We start from the raw sequence: 19,769 nt of genomic DNA, 5'->3' as shown, positions 1-19,769 counted from the left end.
TTTATTCAATAGAAAGGAATATCTCAATGACAAGATCAATTCCTATAGTGAGCAATTAACAAGGGGGCGTCGGCTTGAACCAAACAGCTTCACGCTGGTCAGTCATTATCGCATATGCCGCGCTTGCGGCTGTCACGCAGATACTTTGGGTCACGTTTACCCCTGTCACAACCGATGCTGCAGAGCAGTGGAACGTATCGGTGGATGCCGTCGGGTGGCTGTCGCTCGTGTTTCCGCTTATTTATGTCCTGTTATCTATACCGTTTGGCTTTGCAGCGGATCGCAGCTTTCGCGGCGCGCTAGCTTGGGGAGCGGGACTTACCGTAGCAGGTGCGTTTATCCGGGTTGTGCCTGGTTATGACTATTCACTGGTCGGTCAAATTGCGATTGCAGTGGGGCAGCCCTTTGTGCTCAATGCGGTTAACAAAATAGCAACTCTCTATGTGGCACCGCCAAAACGACCGATAGCGATTGCTATTGGCACGGCCAGCTTGTTCGTCGGCGTTATGATTTCCAACGTGACGGTGCCTTTCCTGATGGAATGGGGCGGACTTCCTGCCGTACTTTGGACACAGGCTTTGATTAGTGCATTCGCTTGTGTGGCGATGTTACTCGCGCTCCGGCATAATCCTCTCTATGTGGAAGCGACGGGGGAGGGAGCGCCTGCACCTCTGCTTCGCACGCTTCGGGAGATTTGGTCACAGCGGTGGGTGCGCCTATTCAGCCTGCTTCTGTTTGCAGGCTTCGGCATTTTCATTACGCTGGCGACATGGCTTGAGGTGCTGGCGGATGCAATCGGTTACAATTCGGTGCAGGTCGGAACGGGTCTTGGGCTCATGACAGCGGCTGGCATTATCGGGGCGGCGTTCCTGCCGGACTTCGCCATGAGCGGAAATCGAGCCAGGCGCATACTGGTGCTATCGCTCGCGGTTAGCGTCGTTCTGCTGATTTTCCTCGCGGCAGGCTTGCCCACTTGGTTGTTTATGTCTCTGCTTGCACTCACAGGTCTGCTTCTGCTCGCCGACTTGCCCATTGTCCTATCATTCGCTGAAGCCAAGGCAGAACCTAGAACTGCTGGCGTGGTAACCGGATTGCTGCTTCTATTCGGCAATCTGGGCGGCATCGTGCTGTCGCTGCTTGTACAGCTGCTTCTGGATGAGCGAGTGCTGGCAATCGGCGCGCTCGTGGTGGTCACGGCTATCATTATTCCTTTTGCTCTGCGATTTCCCGGAGTTCCGTCAAGGAGATTGCATTCGGAATCAGACAATCTGCAAATAAACAAATAACAGAAATATGCTTGATTTCTCAAGGCTTTCGACGTTTAAGTCGGGAACTTTGATAGGGAGCTTGCCATGATGGCAGGCTTCTTTTGCTTTATACGAAGACATCATTCTTAGGTTGGAACGTCTAGATCACTGTCCTATGTATGGGTTTAGAGCGATTCCTTTAGATGCATAATGAAAGGTAAAACCATCCAATCCGAGGTCAATATGACTAGCAGCCATGAACATTCTTTACCTACTCTCGAGCATACTCTTCATGAATTCGAGGATTGTTTTGATATCATTCACCGTTCTTTTCCGGATCTTGGAGTCGAAGCCGTTTATTTCGGACATTTGACAGATACAGACAAGCTGAATCGGGACTTACTGAACCAGATTTTGAATATGGAAAGCGATAAATTGGCCGTTTATTTTCGGCAATCGCAGTTTGTCTTGGTGATAGATTCCAAAGAACTAATCAAAGGCATATTATCCGGTCAAGCAGCTTTATTCTATGATGGGCAAGCATACTTGGTTGATGTTTCCAGACATGAGGGTCGAGCCGTCACGCAATCGGAGATTGAGACCACTATTACCGGACCTCATGATGGGTTCACCGAGAATGCCGGAGCAAGTCTCTCCATGATCCGACAGCGTGTGAAGAGCTCCCACCTTAAGATCATGCGACTTCAGGTAGGTGAGATTACGAAGTCGGACGTCTATCTTCTGTATATCAAAGATATAGCGAATATGGACTTTGTTCTTGAGCTAAAGAAGCGTATTCAGGACATTGAGCTAGATGCTGTTTTTGATACGAACATGCTTATTCAGCTTATAGACGACAGTCCCTATGCCATCTTCCCTCAAATATTAACGACAGAGCGGCCTGATGCTATCGCTTCCAAGCTAGTTGCGGGACGAGTAGTCGGCATTATGGACGGAAGCCCGACAGCCTTCACCGTGCCGTCGACTTTCAACGAATTCTTCGTTTCGTCGGACGATTATTATGAGCGGTGGATGCTCGGTACAGCAACCCGGCTGCTGAGGTTCGCAGCGCTTCTCATTACGATGATATTCACGGCGCTCTATGTTTCTGTGACGACCTATCATTATGAAATGATCCCTCAGAATTTGCTGCTGACATTAGCTGAATCAAGAAGCAGGGTGCCGTTCCCTCCCGTTTACGAAGCATTGATCATGGAATTGACCATCGAGCTGCTAAGGGAAGCGGGTGCAAGGCTGCCGACCAAGATCGGCCAAACGATCGGTATCGTTGGCGGTATTGTTATTGGTCAAGCAGCGGTGCAAGCCGGTTTTACCAGTAATATATTGATTATTGCAATCGCCTCCTCGACGATCGCTTCATACGTCATACCCAATTACACGATGAGTGCATCGATTCGACTTATTCGATTTGGTCTCATTTTATTGGCCGGGCTCTGGGGAAACATGGGTCTAGCAATGGGATTGGCCGGCGTCATTATTCATCTGAGTGGCATAAGGAGTCTAGGCACCTCTTATTTGTCGCCAATTGCCCCCTTTAAACCAAAGGAGTGGAAGGATTTATTCATTCGCGCTCCGTTCAGTACGTTAAAGGAGCGCCCCTCTCAAGTTCGTGCACCTAATACAGTAAGGAACAAGATGAAGAGGTGAGGCAGTCGTGAATACGCAAGAGAAGCTTTCCCCTTTCCACATAACAATACTAATCAATATGACGCAGCTTGGCGTTGTGCTCTTTGCTTTGGCACAGCTGTTAAGTAAGGCATATGGCACGAACGGTTGGCTGGCCAATCTTGGATACGGAATTATCGTGATTGTCAATGTACTGCTGATTGGTGCGGTATATAAAATGGGCAAGGGACGGTCAATCTTAACGATTTTGAGCCAAGCGTTTCCCAAGATCATTCTATATCCTCTCTATCTCTTTCTCATAGGCGTGTGGTCATTGTTAGGGTGCTTAGTTGCGAAGGAGTATGTGCTAATCTTCCAAATGCTTGCATTTCCGACAACGAATCCGATGTTCTTTAAACTTGCTTTCGATGTTTTGGTTTTCTGGCTCTTAATAAAAGGCATTTACAATATTTCGAAGGCGACTACGATCTTCTTCTGGCTGACCATGTGGATGATGCTGCTGCTCTTCTTTTTCTTTAATGATTTCAGCTGGTCAAGGCTGACTCCGTTCTTGTTCAAAGGCGGAGATGGCTCATGGATCGAATATGTCAAAATCTATCCTGCCTATCTCGGTTACGAACTTTGTTTGCTTCTCTTTCCTTATTCCGATTCAAGAACAAAGTTGATTCGATCGACATTGCTTGGCAGTCTGATTACGACGCTGATTTATACATGTATTTGCTTTATCGCGTTTGGCTTCTTCAGCCTGAATCAGCTCAAAATCATGTTATACCCCGGCTTGGACATTATGGCTTATATCAAACTGCCGTTTGTAGAGCGTGTGGAAAATTTACTGTATGGTCTCTTTCTACTCACCACACTTAATACCGTCGTCATGTATCTATGGTCTGCGAAGGAAGTCTGCCGAAGCATGCTTCCGCGTTTGAAGGATAATATAGCTGCTTTGATACTGGTCTTCTTGACGTATGCGGTTGCCTTCTTGCCTGAAACGATAAACGATGTTCAAACTTGGATAACGAGGCTTTGTTTTGTTGAAATTGGAATCGCATTCGGTCTGCCGCTGCTGCTAATCATCGTCCTAAGCGTGACGAGGAAGAAAGAGGCGGTGACTTGATGATGAGGTTGTACAGGATAATTGCCGTATTGTTGATAGCAGTACTCGCAACAAGCTGCGAAGATCAACGGATTTTGGAGAAGCTCGGCTATACGCAAACGAACAGTTATGACAAGAAGGATGGCGGCATGCTTGAAATTGCAATCAGCGTGCCGAAGGCGGATCCTTTATCCAAGGCGCAGCGCGAGGTACTAAGCGCAACTGCGGTCACAGGTAAAGAGGCAAGAATGAAGCTTTCGCAGCAGACCAGCTTGATGCTTGTGAGCGGGCAGCTGCGCAACTCGTTATTTGGGATCTCGCTTGCGAAGGATGGACTCAGGGTGCACCTCGACACCTTTATACGCGATCCATCCATTTCACCCCATACGAAATTATCGGTTGTAAAAGGTAATGCGAAGGCACTGCTTGAGAAAAACTATCCTCAGCATCCAATTACAGGGAGATATTTAGAAGGACTCCTTGAGAAGGAAGCTGCAAACCGAAACATTCCGAAAACCACTTTATACTCATATATACGAGATTACTATGATGATGGGATCGATCCCGTAATGCCTGTCCTAAGGGACACGGGCGAGCACATTGTCATAGACGGCATCGGCTTGTTCCGGGATGACCGTTATGTAGTTGAGATACCGGCAAAGGATGGTTTGATATTTGCGTTCCTCGGCCGTTCATTTAAGCAAGGGGAATTAAGCATTCATCTGGGGGATGCGAAGAAAGCGGAGGAAAACGTCATGATGAGCTCCGTGCACTGCCACCGCAAAATTACGGTTCATCGCCATGCCGAAGGGCTGCCTTCTGTAAATATCCATATTCGTTTGAAAGGGTCGGTTCTTGAATATAGCGGCAAGCTCTCACTTAGCAAACCGGAAGAAAGAAAGATGATCGAGCATCAAATTGAGGCTCAGCTTCAAGGGAAAGGTCAGAAAATGATTCGCTATATGCAAAAGAATAATGTCGACAGCTTGGGAATCGGAATAGCGGTTCGCAACCATATGAGCTACAGGGCTTGGAAGAGCATGGATTGGCGTGAAGTATACCCGACGCTCAAGGTAACTTGTTCCTTTACCGTGCTGATCATTAATTCCGGTAAAATAGAATGACCAAGCATATTCGCGCAAATATATAGAACCAAAAAAGGCCACTCCTTATCGTTGATAAGAGGTAGCCTTCTTGGCGTTGCCTTACCCAATTATACGTTCTTAAAACTCTAGCTGGGCTGCTTTGATGTCCTCCGGCTGCTTGCAAGGGATTCGGACGATAATCGTCGTCCCTTTGAGCTCGGAGCTCTCAATCTCCAAACCGTAGGCTGGTCCGAATAAAAGCTTAATCCGATCGTTAACGTTGTACAACCCTATGCTTCTTCTTTCTGCGGATGAGGCAGGGAGAGTTAATTTCTGCCTAATTTCGCTCAACTTCTCCGGTCCAATTCCGCTTCCGTTATCAGCTATCGTGATACGCAGATCCTTCTCATCCCTATAGCCTTGAATGGTAAGCAGATTGTTCTGTCGCTTACGGTCGAAGCCGTGTATAAGATAGTTCTCGATGAGTGGCTGGAGAATCAACTTAATGATCCCAAATCCCAAGATCGACGGTTCGGCTTCGATCTTGTAGTTAAAGAAGTTCTGATATCTGGCATTGAATATTTTGAGATACATGTTGCATAAGTCGATCTCTTCAGCCAACGTGACGACCGAATCTGCTTTGAGCGAAGCGCGGAAGAGAGAAGCGAGCGAATGAATCATTTCTCCGCCCTCGTCATTCCCGTCTATCTCCAGTCTTGCCCGAATCGCTTCTAACGAGTTGTACAAGAAATGCGGATTGATCTGATTCTCCAGAATCTTCATCTCCGCTATTTTTTGCTGCAGCTCGTAAACGTAAGACTTGTTAATATGGTCTTGCAGGCTGTCACACATTTGGTTGAAATGAATGGCGATTTGTTCAAATTCATTATCCTTATTGTTCAAAGGGATCCGGTAAACCAAGTTGCTTTCAACCGTCTTGCTCATCGCTTTGACGATCCGGTTTACCCGCTTGGATATAATGCTTGTCACAAAAAAATAAACCGAGAAGATGAAGAGCAGCAGGATAATGGCTGCGATATAAGTCGAGTTGTTAAATATATTCAGCTGCTTTTTCAATGCTGACTTGGGCAAAACGGCCGCATAGATGAACGGATCCTGATCGGAGTTGGCAACTCTGACAATACTGTCCTCGGCCAGCATGACGGAATCCGACGATTGACGGAGCTGCTCGAAGTAGGGATACCTGCGCCCATAATAGGCCGATGACGAATCGAAGACAACATCGCCTTCCTTCGTTAACACAAGCAAATAGCCTTTCATGTCTTTGCCAAACTGATCGATGGTATTTTGCAGATCGTCCATCCCGAATTCCACAATGAAACGGCCAAGATAGAGGCTGGAGCTCGGATAGTAGAAGTTGCTGGCGATCCCAAAATAATTTTTGGAAGCTTGTGTAGCCATATAGTTTCCCGGATGGGCAGGAATAATAAAGCTCTCCTGCGACGAATCCCTTAAATGAGGAATGTTCTGCAGGATGTCTCCGGTATTGTCAAAGAACGTATAGTCCAAATCATACATGTACAAATAGGCTTTCTGCGTATGGCTGTTATAGAAGGTGAGGTTGTTTATGTTATGGTCAAGGCTTAACAGGTCTTCGAGCTTGTAAGCCATGTTCTTTTTCTCATAGGAGTCTAAGGACGCAGAGCCTGACTGGTCCGTAACGTCCATCATGCTCATGATGTAAGCAAAGAGCTGCTCGTCATCGTATATCTTGAGCAAGATGTCTTTCATCGTCTTCGTACGGATGTTCATCGTATTCTGCATAGCTGCGATAATTTGCTGATGGATCCCGATTTGTCCTTCTTTCAGCAACCCATAGGAGGTTCTGGACACATACCCTGTAAAAATATAGAGGGCGATGGATAGAACCAGAATATAGAGCAGCAGGATTCGGGTGAACAGCTTGATGCGTATCCGCTTTTTCATTTGAATTCTGCCGGTGAAACACCGGTCGCCTTTTTGAAAATTTTATAAAAGTGGCTCGGTTCCAAGTAGCCAACCTTGGCTGCGATGTCCGTCACTTTCATTTCCGTTTGCAATAGCAGTACTTTTGCCTTCTCGATTCGCAGCGCATTCAGGTAGCTGCTGAACAAGATTCCGGTTTCCTTCCGGAAGAGCTGACCCAAGTAAGAAGCATTGATATTGAATTTGTAAGACAACGTCTTAAGCGATAAATCTTGATTTGAATGCTGCATGACATAGTCCAAGATCGGTTTAATTGTCGCATTGGCAGTACCGCCCTTGTCCCCGAAGAGATCCGAAGCGAGCGCAACGGTGTCATAAACAAGCTTAGATAAATCATCGAAACGGGTCGAGGATTCGAACCGAAGGTAGAGATGTCTGAACTGATCCGGGACATGCTGCGGATGAATAACGGACTTTTTCACCGTGTTGGCGATTTGAAACAGCAGCTCAAGCAGCGAGTTCTTGAGTAATGAAAGCGGGAGATGCGATGAATCTTGAAGAGCTTCTAACGCAGCACGCGTCAACTCCAGACATTCTTCTTTCTTTCCAGCCAAGATCAAGTTGTTGATGGTTTCGTATGGAAGGCTGGGTAACTGTTCTTGTCCGGAGTGGTTCTTCGTATCAGCCTCGGAATCGATCAGACTGTTTGGAGGCAACAGAAAGCTATATCCCTGCAGCTCTTTGGCAGTCCGATAGCTGAGATCAGCGCCAAGCAGGTCGGTTGTCAGTTGCCCAATCGTGATTAGAACTTGGAAGTCGGTTCGAGCTTTAATCTCGGAAAGAAATTGATTCAGCTGTTCTAGCAGAGAGGAGCCAGCGCTTGTTTCACGCGCTTCAGTGAATACGGCAACCACGTCATAAGACGTGTCGCAGAAAGACAAACGCAACGTATCGTCGTTAAATTGCCGAGCCATCAATTCGCGGATCGATAAGGCAAACCTATGCTTCCGTGCGTTATCTTCGCCGTTCAGTACTTTAATTAACGCAATGCGATAACAATCGAAATTTAGCTCGAATTGCGCGATTTGCGTCTTCTCTTGTAATTCGGCCCGCGTGATTGACCCGGTAACCCATCGAAGCAGAATGTTCTCGCGAAACGCGTTCAACTGTTCGGCAAGTCCGATTTGACGGTTCGTTGTATCCTGCAGCTTCTCTACGATCGTTGAGATGCTTGCAAGGAATTCGTTCTTGTCCAGAGGTTTCAGCATGTAATTATCGACGCCAAGCTTGACGGCCTGCTTCACATATAAGAAATCGTCATGACCGCTCAGGATAATAATCTTGACATCCCATCCACGCTGATGGATGTTCCGAATAAGTTCGATTCCGTCCATTTGCGGCATACGAACATCCGTAATCAGAAGATGGACATGGTGTTTTTCCATCAGCTCAAGAGCTTCAACTCCGTTGTAAGCGTCCCCAATTACTTCAAGGCCAAAGTCATCCCAAACGGTTGATTTCCTCAATGCTTCGACTACGATCGGTTCATCATCTACGATCAGTACGTTGTACATGTGACAGGTCCCTCCAGTTAGCATCTAAGATAGCACAAAGATAATGGCGTGAAAAGGCTCTAGAGTTTTGACAGTACGATTGAGAGTTTTGACAATTGAGAGCCTTCCTGCTCGTCCGTTACCATTAGAGTCAAGGGAGGTGACACTCAACCATGAGCAGCACAGCAAGCAGTAAAACTGTAACCGTTTCCGCGAAGGAAGGCAAGAAACTGTTTTACATGGCCATGCCTTTCATTGCACTGGTATTCGTGTTCAACTACTTGCCTCTATACGGATGGCTGTATGCGTTCTTCGATTACAAGCTCGGCCATAAGTTGTTCGACTCGGAGTTCAAAGGCTTCTTCTTCTTCAAAATGATTCTCAGCGATCCGATCACGGTCGATGAAGTGAAGCGGATTATGGCGAATACGCTAGGCATTAGTTTCTTAAGCTTGCTCGTTCAAGTTTTGCCGCTAATCTTCGCGCTATTCCTCGTGGAGATGAAGTTTGAGCCGCTGAAGAAAGCGGTGCAAACGTTGACAACGCTTCCGAACTTTCTGAGCTGGCCGTTAGTGTATGCGTTTGCATTCTCAATGTTCTCGGAATCCGACGGCTTTATCAACAAGCTGCTGATCCAGCTCCATATCATTGATGATCCGATCAGCTTCTTGGTCAGCTCGAACCACGTTTGGCTGACGCAAACGGCGTACTTGGCTTGGAAAACGATCGGATGGACAGCCATTATTTACATTGCTGCCGTAACGTCGATTGACAATGAGCTGTATGAAGCTGCCAGAATCGACGGCGCCGGGCGGTTCCGGATCATGTGGTCCATCACGGTACCGCATTTGATGCCAACCTTCTTCGTACTGATGATGCTTAGCGTAGCCAACTTCTTGAATAACGGTCTCGATCAGTATTTGGTCTTCCAGAATGCACTGAACACCGATTCCATCGAGGTGCTAGATCTCTATGTTTACAATGTCGGCATAAGAAACGGCATGTCGGGCTATAATTATTCGTTTGCTACGGCGGTCGGCATACTGAAATCGGTTGTCAGCATTGCGCTCTTGTTCTCGGTGAACTATGCCTCGAAGAAGGTTCGCGGAGAAGGAATCATTTAAAGAGGGGATTGCCCATTATGAAACAAAAGGCGACATTAGGGAGCGTCAGCTTCAGCTTCATCAACAGTACGGCGTTTATCCTGTTCGCGCTGCTATGTATTTTTCCCTTGTACTACATCTTCGTGCTCACGGTGAGCGACAACAAGTGGGTAGCCTCCGGGGCGCTGGTCGTATTTCCGAAAGGGTTTAACGTTGAAAACTATGTTCAAGTTCTCAAGCTAGACGGAATCGGCATGGCACTGTGGGTTACGATTCTGAAAACGGTTGTCGGTACCGTTTGTACGCTGGCAGGCTCGTCATTCCTGGCGTTCTTGTTCACGAAGCCCAACATGTTGATGAGGAAATTCCTGTACCGGTTCGTGCTCGTTACGATGTACTTCAATGCAGGCTTGATTCCATGGTTTATCAACATGAAGAACCTGCATTTGATGAATACATTCGCGGTGTATATCATTCCCTACATCGTTGCTCCATTCTATATCATTTTGATCAAGACGTATTTGGAGAGTATTCCGAGCGCTCTAGAGGAATCCGCGCAAATCGATGGAGCCGGTATATTCCGGATATTCTGGAGCATATTAGTGCCGCTATCCAAACCGATTCTTGCTACGGTTGCCGTATTCGAATCGGTCAATCAATGGAACAACCTGCGTGATAATTTATTTCTCATCACAGATTCACGGCTGAACACGCTGCAATTTATCTTGTACAAATTCATGTCGGAAGCGGATGCATTAGCCAGCAAGATTATGGTTAACGGTGGAGCGGGCTTATCAGCCTCGAATTTCACGCTCACGCCAACCGCGGTCAGCATGACGATTGCCATGGTTGTTATTCTCCCGATTGTCTGCATTTATCCTATTATGCAACGTTATTTCACCAAAGGGATTATGCTAGGTGCAGTGAAAGGGTAGAACTACAATATAGATGCGAGATACAAATGGGGAGGCACAAGGGAATGAAGAAGAGGGTTTCAGTATTAGCGGCAGCAACAATCGTATCCATGCTATCGGTCAGTTTGGTTGGCTGCGGAAGCGAGAACACGGGGAACAACGGTGATGTTACTGGAAATACGAAGATTGAGGCGTCCTCGAACGACACGTCGAAGAATGCGACGACATCGAACGATACGACGGCTGCGACTGATGAGAGTGCGCCGCTTGAGCCGGTCAAGATCTCGGCGTTAATTGGTCCGAGCAATCTGTCCGGTGTTCAAAGCGACGAGATTGCAACGGAGATCTTCGAGAAAAAGTTTGGTCTCAAAATCGATCACATCTTCGCCGGCGATAAATTCGATGAAAGACTTTCCGCAATAATGGCAAGCGGCGATATGCCGGACCTCATCGAGTTCAAGGATAAGAAACAATTCGAAAGCGCTGTCAAGGCAGGCGTTCTGATGTCTTTGGATGATCTGGTCGCACAGTACGGCCCTGACATCACAAATAATCTGCCTTCGATGCTTCAATACATGAGAGATAACTACAGCGACGGAACAGGCAAGCTGTACGGCTTGGCTTCGCAAATCGGCGTCAGCCAGCCGACGAACCTCCTTCATATGGCACTCTATTCCCGATATGATCTCTACAAAAAAGCCGGATCTCCTGCAATGAATACGTATGACGATCTTCTGAATACGTTGAAAACGATGCAAGCGGAATATCCGAAGAATGACAAAGGACAGAAGGTTTATCCGCTGCAGCTCTGGAGCGACTGGGATTCGATCAGCATGAGTCTGGTAGACTTTACGCTCCCGGGGTATATGGGCGTTAACGCAAATGCAGGAACGCTGCAGTTTACCGAGTATGATCCAACTACAAAACAGCTGAAGAGCGTATTTGATCCAACGAGCGATTACATGAAAGGCGTTCAGTTCTATTACAAGGCCAACCAGATGGGCCTCCTGGACCCGGATTCGATCTCTCAAAAATGGCCGAATGCAGAAAGCAAAACGAAAGAAGGCCGCGTGCTGACGACAATGTGGGGTTGGCAATCGCAAATCTTTAACGGCAACGATCTCGTTAAAGCCAATCCGATGGCAGGAATGATCCCGCTGTTCCCGAAAGACGAAGCAAAAATGCTCATACAAGCAGAATCGCCGGTCGGCGGCGGGTATGTATTCGGCATCGGCAAAAATTCCAAAAATGCGGACCGTATCATTAAACTGCTGAACTACTCCGCAACCGTGCAGGGCTCGACAGAGCTGATGAACGGCGTCGAAGGCAAGGCATGGACGCTCAACAACGGCAAAGACGAGTATTCGCCTGAATACTTGGAAAAAGTGGCAAAGAACGATCCTTCCACAGCCGGCTATGAAAGCTTCTTGATGCTAAACAAATGGAACATTGATCCTAGAACGAACGAATCGATTACGCATGAAGGCTGGTCGCAGTTCGTGAAGAAGAACTTGACGGCGGCCGAGCAAGAGTGGGCCACGACGAACAGCGCGCTGAATGTGTATGACTATGCCAAGAAGAATCTGACGGTTGTTCAAGACGATGGCGTAGTTTCGCTTGCCGGAGCTCCTTCTGATGATATCAAGGTTATTCAGCAGAAGCTGGGCGAAATTCTCAAATCGATGTCCTGGAAGATGGTCTACGCGAAGAATGACGCGCAATTCAACGTGCTTAAAGACGAGCTTATCGATAAGGCAACGAAATTAGGTGCGGATAAAAACTTCCAATGGGCTCAAACCGAGCTGGCTGCCGCAACTGCAAAAGCATCCCAATATACGGAATATCACGTTCAATAACAGTTGCGAGCGGCTATATTTGGAAGCTACGGGCTCCAAGTATGGCCGCTTTCTGTTTAAGAACGGATTGCAGGAGGCGTTGAACTTGAATTATTACGTAGCTGTTCATGGTAGTGATGGTAATCCGGGTACAGAACAAGAGCCCTTCGCGACACTTGAAAAGGCGCGCGACTGCGTTCGCTCGATTAATGGCCTAATGAAGGAGGATACCTTCGTTTATATGCGCGGGGGTCTCTATTATCTGGATAGGGAGTTCGTGCTTGACGACCGGGATAGCGGTTCAAACGGATTTAACGTTCAATACCGCAATTACCCTGGCGAAACGCCGATTCTCTACGGAGGACATCGAATTACAAATTGGGAACACATCAAATTTGGCGTTTATAAAGCGAAGGTTGATCGTAATTGGTCATTTCAATCCTTAATCGAGCACGACGAATGGGGGATTCGTTATGCGAGCGCGGCGCTTACAGGTCCTGGCCAATGGTATTTGAACGAACAAGCAGGAGAACTGGTCTATTGGCCGCGGAGCTCGGACATCTCTAGTGTAATCATTGCCGCACCGATCATGAAAGATATGTTCCGGCTGATTGGAAGTTCATCTTCTGCTCCGGTAAGGAACATTCAAATTATAGGGCTGCAGCTTCAATTAACGGATACCGTTAAACATTTTGATTATGTGGACTCCATTGATTTTGTCAACGGCAACGCAGAGCGCGAAGAGACAAAGCACGGTCTTATTTATATGGAAAATGCGGAATTCATTACGGTTAAGAATTGCAGACTCTTGAATGCCGGCGTATGTGGAGTATGGCTCAACAAGCATGCGCAGCATAACGAAATTTATGGGAATTGGATTGAAGGATCCGGCTTAAATGGCGTTTTTCTAACGGGCTGGTCCTTCGACCAAGGGCCGTTTAAGTCAGCTGAAGATGCTTATGTCAACAAGTTTAATCTTGTATCCAACAATTTCATCTATGACAGCGGCAAATTCGAGCTGACGCGAGGCTCAGGTATACAGCTTCATCAGAGCGGTGACAACGAGATCTCTCATAACCGCATTATGAAAGCGCCGAGATATGGCATTTCCATGAAAGGGGATCGTTACGGCGTGCTCGAAAATCACGGGTATATCTATGGAATTCCTGTGACGAGAGACAACCGCTATGATTTCCTTTATACCCGAAATAACCGGATTATGTTTAATGACGTATCTAACGTGATGATGAACTCCGAGGACGGAGCAGGCATTGAATCCTGGGGAACGGGTACTGGGAACGTATATGACCATAACTGCGTACACGACTTCATCAACCTGAACCATTGGCGTAATTGGTTCGGCGGTATCTACTTGGATGACTGCTCGGATTACATGACGGTTACAAACAACATCGTATATGGGATACACGGGGGACATGCTTTCGGCATTATGGAGAAAGGCATTGAGAATCGCGTCTTTAATAACATTATTGCAAACAACGGACTGACATGGGCAATCTGGATGCAGGAATTTGCCGAGGTTTCCTATGGGTTAAAGCTTGGCTGCAACATTCTATTCAACAATAATACGACCGCGATTTATGGCTTTGAACATCTCCGTGAAGGTTTTGCGGGGAATCCCGTTTACACATCCGTCTATGAAGGCGAGCTGCCGGAGCGGATTGCGAGCCTCGATCATAATTTCATTTACGAGCCGTTCGGGTCAACGGATGTACTTATGGGCGACAAGAATACCGTCTATCTCTCCTACGAGAACTGGAAAGCGGCTTATGGATACGATGTCCATACCGTACAAGGCAAGGATCCGCTCTTCGTGGATGCCGAGAACGGTGACTTCAGACTTCATCCGGACTCGCCGGCTTTGGCGCTCGGCTTTACTCCGATCGATCAGAGTCTGATCGGTCTGAAGAGCGATTTCCCGTGGGAGCCTATGCAAACAACGCCTGTCAGCGTTTTGATAGAAGCGAACGGCATTCGCGCTCTCCCTCGTTTACATCAAGCAGCGAAAGAGGTAACGCTATGATTTATACAACATTCGGACAAACCGGTCTTCGCGTCTCCAAGCTTGGCTTAGGCGGCGCACCGCTTGCAGGAGACTTTGGCAGGACGGATGAAGCGGAGGTACAAAGCCTCGTTCACGAGGCAATCGATTCCGGGATCAATTTCATCGATACCGCGCCGAAGTATGGCATGGGTGAATCCGAGCGCCGGATCGGCAAAGCGCTTGCTGGACGTAGAGATAAGGTCATTCTCGCATCGAAAGCGGTCCGTTCGGATCTTCGCTACGATTACGACAGCACGATCCGTTCTGTTGAAGACAGCTTACAGCGGCTGCAAACCGATTGCATCGATATCCTGCAGCTGCACGATGTGGAAACGCAACCGGTGGATCTCATAATGAACGAAACGGTTCCTGCACTCGAGAAGCTGAAGCGGGATGGGAAAATTCGTTTTACCGGCGTGACGACTCGCGTCCTGCCTCTACTGATGGATTATATGAGGACAGGCAGCTTCGATGCCATTCAATTCTATACCCGCTATATGCTAATCGACCATACGGCTAAGGATGATGTGATGCCTTTTGCGCAGGAAACCGGTATCGGCGTCATCAATGGCAGCGTTCTGGGGTTGGGCATGCTGGCGGATGCGCCTGCTCATTTTCTGGAAGAGGAAATCTCGCGCAAAGCTCTAAGCCGTATCGACCAGCTCCAATTCTTGCGTAAGACAGAGCCGAAGGGCCTTATTGAACCGGCCATGCGTTTTAGCTTAAGTCATCCCGCTATACATGTGACATTAACGGGAACGTCTTCGCGGAAGTCTCTTCGAACCAATCTGTCCTACTGCGATGGGAAAGGCTTGGATAATGATAAACTTCAGCGTGTCTACGATCTGTTTCAAGGCCAGCCATTGTTTGACTAGTTGTTAGAGGAGTGAATGAAATGACATCAACCATGCCTAAAGTAGGCGCGTCGTCACGAATTGTCCCTCCGCAATGGGCGCTTCAGGAGCAGCTGCTATTCGAAACCTTAAACAAGTCTGCGAAAGAGTTCGTCGAACGTTACACGCATCCGGACGGGACGCTCATTTGGTTTGATCATTGGCCGGGTATGGATGGATCGGATGATCCTTATGAGGGCTTCATGAACCTGGCACTGCTCTATGTCCTTGGCGGAAGCAGCGAGCTCTATGAAGTGTCGCGTAAAATTTGGGACGGTATCACCTGGCAGTGGACAGAGTATGGTCAACTTCACCGGGAATTTGATGCTTACTATGACTGGATGCACCACGGAGAAGGCTATTTATATCTCTACTTCCTAGGCTTGGCGGGCCCCGCGACACTGAAGGACCGCCAACGCGCTGTTAATTTTGCGCGGATGTACACAGGGGAAGACCCGGAAGCACTCAATTATGATTCCGATTTGAAGTTAATCCGTTCACCGTTAAATGGAAGCCGAGGACCGCGTTTTGAAGTCGATGAAGAGGATTGGAGCACGCACCGTGGCATCCTCGACGATTATTTAGCTCCATATGAAGATATTCCTGGCGTGGATTTCGAAAGCATGAAATGCGCCTGGTCGAACGACGGCATTTATAAGCAAATCATTCGAATGATGAACGAACGAATGAACCGCGGCGATGTTCCGCTTAACTTGAACGCAACGGGCTTGATCACGCATGCGTTTCTTCACACAGGGGATCAGAAGCTGAAACACTGGGTGATCGATTATGTGGAGGCGTGGCAGGAACGGACTCGTTTAAACGGTGGTATCATTCCCGACAACATCGGCCTGACAGGGCAAATCGGAGAGTATAATGATGGCAAGTGGTGGGGCGGCTATTACGGCTGGCGCTGGCCGCACGGGTTTATGACGATTATCGAACCGCTGACGAACGCTTGCATGAATACCGTCTTGTTAACAGGGGATATGAACGGGCTGCGGCTAGCAAGGGAGCAACTGGACGCCAATTGGAAGCTAGGACGGGAGCAAGATGGCAAATGGCTTGTTCCTTATAAACATGTTGACTCCGGTTGGACGGACTTCCGCGAAGCGCTTCCCAAATATCCGATTTATCTCTGGACCATGTCGATGGCGGATGAAGATCTGGTCCGTGTTGAGCGAATTGCGAAGGACCATGACTGGAACGAAGTGATTGTCCCGGCATTCTCAGGAAGAGATCCAAGAACAGGCCGCGAAACGAAGCATTATATTGGCAATACGCAGCCGTGGTATCAGTACATTCGAGGGCTCAACCCTGATTACCCGGAGAGAATTCTAAGCGCGAACTATGAAATGGTTGGAAATCAGCTTGCCAAGATGCGCGCTCCTGAAGGAGATCCGTACAATTGGACGGAGCATTTTAGCGATGGGATTTACTCTGCCATTCACATTTGGCAGGAGATGTGTCCGCTCTACTTCGAAGGGCTTGTTCAACTGACCCTTGGCGGACCGATGCATATTTCGCATGGCGGGCTTCAGCATGGCCGCGTGCGATATTTTGACGCGCTGGCTAAACGTCCAGGACTGCCTGCAGGAATTTCAGCCCTAGTAGATAAGCTAGGGGAGGATTCCATGACGCTGCATTTGGTCAACACGAGCCTGTTCGAGACCCAAGAATTAATCGTCCAAGCAGGCGTTTTCGGCGAGCATAGCTTTGGTCTTGGCGAAGTAACCGACCTACTCGGCAATGTTCAAGAAACAATAGAAGTAAATGGGAAATGGCTGCACGTTTCCATGCCAGCTGGAACTGGTATCACGCTGCGCCTATCGATGGAGCGCTACGTGAATACCCCTTCGTATGACTTGCCTTGGCCGCATGCAAATCCAATTTCAAATCCAAGTCAAGAGCAGCCGATCCGAGGAAGGAGCAGGTCATGATCACCGATGCGGCTCACCGAGTTTTCAATCCGGTTCTACCCGGAGATAATCCCGATCCTTCGGTTGTCAGAGTAGGCTCCGACTATTATATGGTGACCTCGACGTTTCAGTATTTCCCTGGTGTTCAAGTATTCCATTCCCGCGACTTGGCGAATTGGAAGCCGATCGGTCATGTCATTACGCGGAAGAGCCAGCTCGATCTAACCGGGATGCCGGATTCCTTCGGCGTATTCGCGCCTGATATCTCCTATTATGACGGCAAGTTCCGGGTAGTCGTTCCTTATTATCACGGTCAGCCGCGTTGCACGACGCTGCTGTTCACGGCTGACCGGCCGGAGGGGCCTTACAGCGAGGCGATCATTCTTAATCATCACTTTATAGATCCGTCGATCTTCAACGATGACGATGGGAAGCGCTATTTGGTATTCGGCGGCGGATGGGTGCATGAAATGAAGCATGATGGTTCATGCTTCGTCGGTGAAGCGAAGCAGGTTTGGCCGGGAACGGGAGGCGCAGCCCCGGAAGCGCCGCATATCTTGAAACGAAACGGATGGTACTACCTCATGCTTGCCGAGGGTGGCACCTTCTTCGATCATATGGAAACTCTTTCGAGGAGCCGTTCGATATGGGGGCCTTATGAGTCTTGCCCGCATAATCCTGTCCTTACGCAACGTGATCCAGAGAAACTTATACAGCGGGCGGGCCATGGTAAGCTCGTTCAAGATGAGGAAGGCAACTGGTGGATGTTCCACCTCGGAGGACGACCATTAACGCCGGGAGGTTATTGCCCGCTTGGCAGGGAAACGTTCCTTCAGCCGGTTCAATGGACGGATGATGAATGGTTCACGGTCGGAGACGCGGGCGAACCCTGCGCGTCAATGGTGCTGCCGCTTGCCGGACAGGGACAGGAACATGCATCGGCTTGCGAGATCCATGATTCGTTTACAGGGAACGAGCTTTCTCCCGATTGGGAATGGGTTAGACATCCTGTTGAAGAGGGGTATTCGTTGTCGTCCGAAGGGCTTCGGATAGCTTGTAAACCGTTTATTCCATATTCCCTGCAATCGACGCTCCTATTAACGAGGCGCTGGCAGAGTTTTGGATTTGAAGCGACCGCCACGGTAGCTTTCCATCCAGAGAGCAGGGGCGAGGAAGCCGGGATGACGATGTATCGGGACACAGATGCATTCCTGTTCTTCAATGTTCGCAATGGGCTCGGCCAAACGGCGGCCCAGCCGTTCGACGTCAAGCGTTTGCACGAGAATCAAGAGCACGAAGGTCTCTACTTAGAGGTCGGACAATATGTGAACGTGCTAAAGACAACGCTAGGCACATGGCGCCTGCCTATACAGCATGGCGAGCGGATTTGGCTTAAAATCCGTTTAGAACCGAGGACTCAGCTTATTACGCTTTTCTATTCCATAGACGGCCTAGTCTTCGAAGAAACCGGTATCGCATTATCAGCAGAATCTCTTTACCCGGAACGAAGCAATCGCTTCTTGTGCTTCACTGCGCCGCGAATTGGCCTCTATGCCAAAGGCGTATTCGGAGAGTTAGAGGGTTATGCTCAATTCAGTTCCTTCACGATGGAACCGCTCGGGTAATAAGGATGACTTCTAAGGGCTGCAGGTGACGGGGCGTTACGGAAAAACAATGAATCTGAATCTCTTGATACATTCAAAAGGACCATATCCACTCGAAAGATGGTTTCATCATCTCGAGTGGACATAGTCCTTTATTTAAAATGTATTTCTAGATCGCCTGTCTCGGCAAGAGCTAGGTTCGTTTAAATCAGTCTTTACATCAACCTTGCTGTATTACAGTTCAGTTCTCCTTATATAAACAAAAAGAACCCTTATCTATCAAGGGTTCTGCGGTTTGAATTATGGTGATCTGAACAGGGTTCGAACCTGTGACCCCTACCCTGTCAAGATAGTGCTCTCCCAGCTGAGCTATCAGATCATATGAGCTACTTCATTAGTGACAAGTAATAATATAGCAAACGGCAAAATAGATGTCAACCACTTTTCACAAAAAATTAGTCTAAATCGACACCGAGCCGCATAAGGTGTATTCAAGAGGTTAACCTTGAGGAGGCGGGTTGTCTAGTGGCGGAAGCTGCTCATTTATTTGTATGGCTGGTTGGTTTGTTTGGTATCGTCGGTACGGTTTGCTTGTGTGTAGCCAAGATGGTCATCAATGATACGATCGCCTATGATGAAACCTTTGTATGGAAGAGAAAGCTCCCGCCAGAAGCGAAGGCATCCAAACGGTAAATGAGGAAATGTTTGCTATGTTAGCTTCACGGGTATACTAATCCCATCTCACCAACGGGAGTGGTATACTTGAAGACAATCATGCTGTGCTGTATCGTTCTATTCCTATTCGTGTGTACGGGTTGCTTGCGCAAGCAGTCAGAAACGGTTATGCCGAGCTCGACATCAGTATTCAGCGACGTTTATGATTCA

At 48.1% G+C, this 19,769-nt stretch carries 14 protein-coding genes and 1 tRNA gene; 12 read left to right on the top strand and 3 right to left on the bottom strand.

Annotated features, from left to right (window positions below; translation table 11 throughout):
- The first annotated feature begins 74 nt into the window (after positions 1 to 74).
- From AC0LWF_RS10785 to AC0LWF_RS10770, 4 genes are all read left to right on the top strand, one after another.
- Positions 75 to 1,286, top strand: coding sequence for an MFS transporter (locus tag AC0LWF_RS10785; RefSeq protein ID WP_474651540.1), 1,212 nt, complete (start codon positions 75 to 77; stop codon positions 1,284 to 1,286).
- Positions 1,287 to 1,457: 171 nt separating this feature from the next.
- Complete coding sequence (locus AC0LWF_RS10780) at positions 1,458 to 2,915, top strand: spore germination protein (RefSeq protein ID WP_474651539.1); 1,458 nt, start codon at positions 1,458 to 1,460, stop codon at positions 2,913 to 2,915.
- Between the two features lie 7 nt (positions 2,916 to 2,922).
- A complete protein-coding gene (locus tag AC0LWF_RS10775) occupies positions 2,923 to 4,008 on the top strand; it encodes a GerAB/ArcD/ProY family transporter (protein WP_474651538.1) in 1,086 nt (361 codons plus the stop codon).
- The gene (locus AC0LWF_RS10770) at positions 4,008 to 5,111 is read left to right on the top strand and encodes a Ger(x)C family spore germination protein (RefSeq protein ID WP_474651537.1); all 1,104 of its coding nucleotides are present in this window, start codon (positions 4,008 to 4,010) and stop codon (positions 5,109 to 5,111) included. The genes AC0LWF_RS10775 and AC0LWF_RS10770 overlap by 1 nt, the downstream gene beginning before the upstream one ends.
- A gap of 99 nt (positions 5,112 to 5,210) precedes the next feature.
- On the opposite strand, the gene AC0LWF_RS10765 is transcribed toward AC0LWF_RS10770, so the two are convergent.
- Positions 5,211 to 7,019 carry a sensor histidine kinase gene (locus AC0LWF_RS10765; RefSeq protein WP_474651536.1) on the bottom strand — a complete coding sequence of 603 codons (1,809 nt, stop codon included), beginning with the start codon at positions 7,017 to 7,019 and terminating at the stop codon, positions 5,211 to 5,213.
- Positions 7,016 to 8,572 carry a response regulator transcription factor gene (locus tag AC0LWF_RS10760; RefSeq protein ID WP_474651535.1) on the bottom strand — a complete coding sequence of 519 codons (1,557 nt, stop codon included), beginning with the start codon at positions 8,570 to 8,572 and terminating at the stop codon, positions 7,016 to 7,018. The genes AC0LWF_RS10765 and AC0LWF_RS10760 overlap by 4 nt, the downstream gene beginning before the upstream one ends.
- Before the next feature lie 152 nt (positions 8,573 to 8,724).
- Between AC0LWF_RS10760 and AC0LWF_RS10755 the strand changes: the two genes are divergently transcribed.
- The 7 genes from AC0LWF_RS10755 (at position 8,725) to AC0LWF_RS10725 (ending at position 18,905) form a co-directional block, all read left to right on the top strand.
- A complete protein-coding gene (locus AC0LWF_RS10755) occupies positions 8,725 to 9,675 on the top strand; it encodes an ABC transporter permease (protein WP_474651534.1) in 951 nt (316 codons plus the stop codon).
- 17 nt (positions 9,676 to 9,692) lie between these two features.
- Positions 9,693 to 10,589: a carbohydrate ABC transporter permease gene (locus tag AC0LWF_RS10750; RefSeq protein ID WP_474651532.1), complete on the top strand. Its 897-nt coding sequence runs from the start codon at positions 9,693 to 9,695 to the stop codon at positions 10,587 to 10,589.
- A 44-nt stretch (positions 10,590 to 10,633) separates the two neighbouring features.
- Positions 10,634 to 12,424, top strand: a complete 1,791-nt coding sequence (locus tag AC0LWF_RS10745; protein WP_474651531.1) for an extracellular solute-binding protein — start codon at positions 10,634 to 10,636, stop codon at positions 12,422 to 12,424.
- Positions 12,425 to 12,509: 85 nt separating this feature from the next.
- Positions 12,510 to 14,447 (top strand): right-handed parallel beta-helix repeat-containing protein, encoded by a 1,938-nt coding sequence (locus tag AC0LWF_RS10740; protein WP_474651530.1) that lies wholly within the window; start codon positions 12,510 to 12,512, stop codon positions 14,445 to 14,447.
- Entirely contained in the window at positions 14,444 to 15,343 is a 900-nt protein-coding gene (locus tag AC0LWF_RS10735) for an aldo/keto reductase (protein ID WP_474651529.1), read from the top strand. The genes AC0LWF_RS10740 and AC0LWF_RS10735 overlap by 4 nt, the downstream gene beginning before the upstream one ends.
- A gap of 20 nt (positions 15,344 to 15,363) precedes the next feature.
- Positions 15,364 to 17,301, top strand: a complete 1,938-nt coding sequence (locus AC0LWF_RS10730; RefSeq protein ID WP_474651528.1) for a DUF8034 domain-containing protein — start codon at positions 15,364 to 15,366, stop codon at positions 17,299 to 17,301.
- On the top strand, positions 17,298 to 18,905 hold the full coding sequence (locus AC0LWF_RS10725) for a glycoside hydrolase family 43 protein (RefSeq protein ID WP_474651527.1): 1,608 nt from the start codon (positions 17,298 to 17,300) through the stop codon (positions 18,903 to 18,905). The genes AC0LWF_RS10730 and AC0LWF_RS10725 overlap by 4 nt, the downstream gene beginning before the upstream one ends.
- A gap of 282 nt (positions 18,906 to 19,187) precedes the next feature.
- On the opposite strand, the gene AC0LWF_RS10720 is transcribed toward AC0LWF_RS10725, so the two are convergent.
- Positions 19,188 to 19,263, bottom strand: a tRNA-Val gene (locus AC0LWF_RS10720).
- 146 nt (positions 19,264 to 19,409) lie between these two features.
- On the opposite strand from AC0LWF_RS10720, the gene AC0LWF_RS10715 reads away from it, so the two are divergent.
- Positions 19,410 to 19,577: a hypothetical protein gene (locus AC0LWF_RS10715; RefSeq protein ID WP_474651526.1), complete on the top strand. Its 168-nt coding sequence runs from the start codon at positions 19,410 to 19,412 to the stop codon at positions 19,575 to 19,577.
- The last annotated feature ends 192 nt before the right edge of the window (positions 19,578 to 19,769 follow it).

Source organism: Paenibacillus sp. sgz302114, assembly GCF_056120345.1.
Note: the sequence above shows the minus strand (reverse complement) of the source record. Positions and strands in the feature narration are given on the sequence as shown.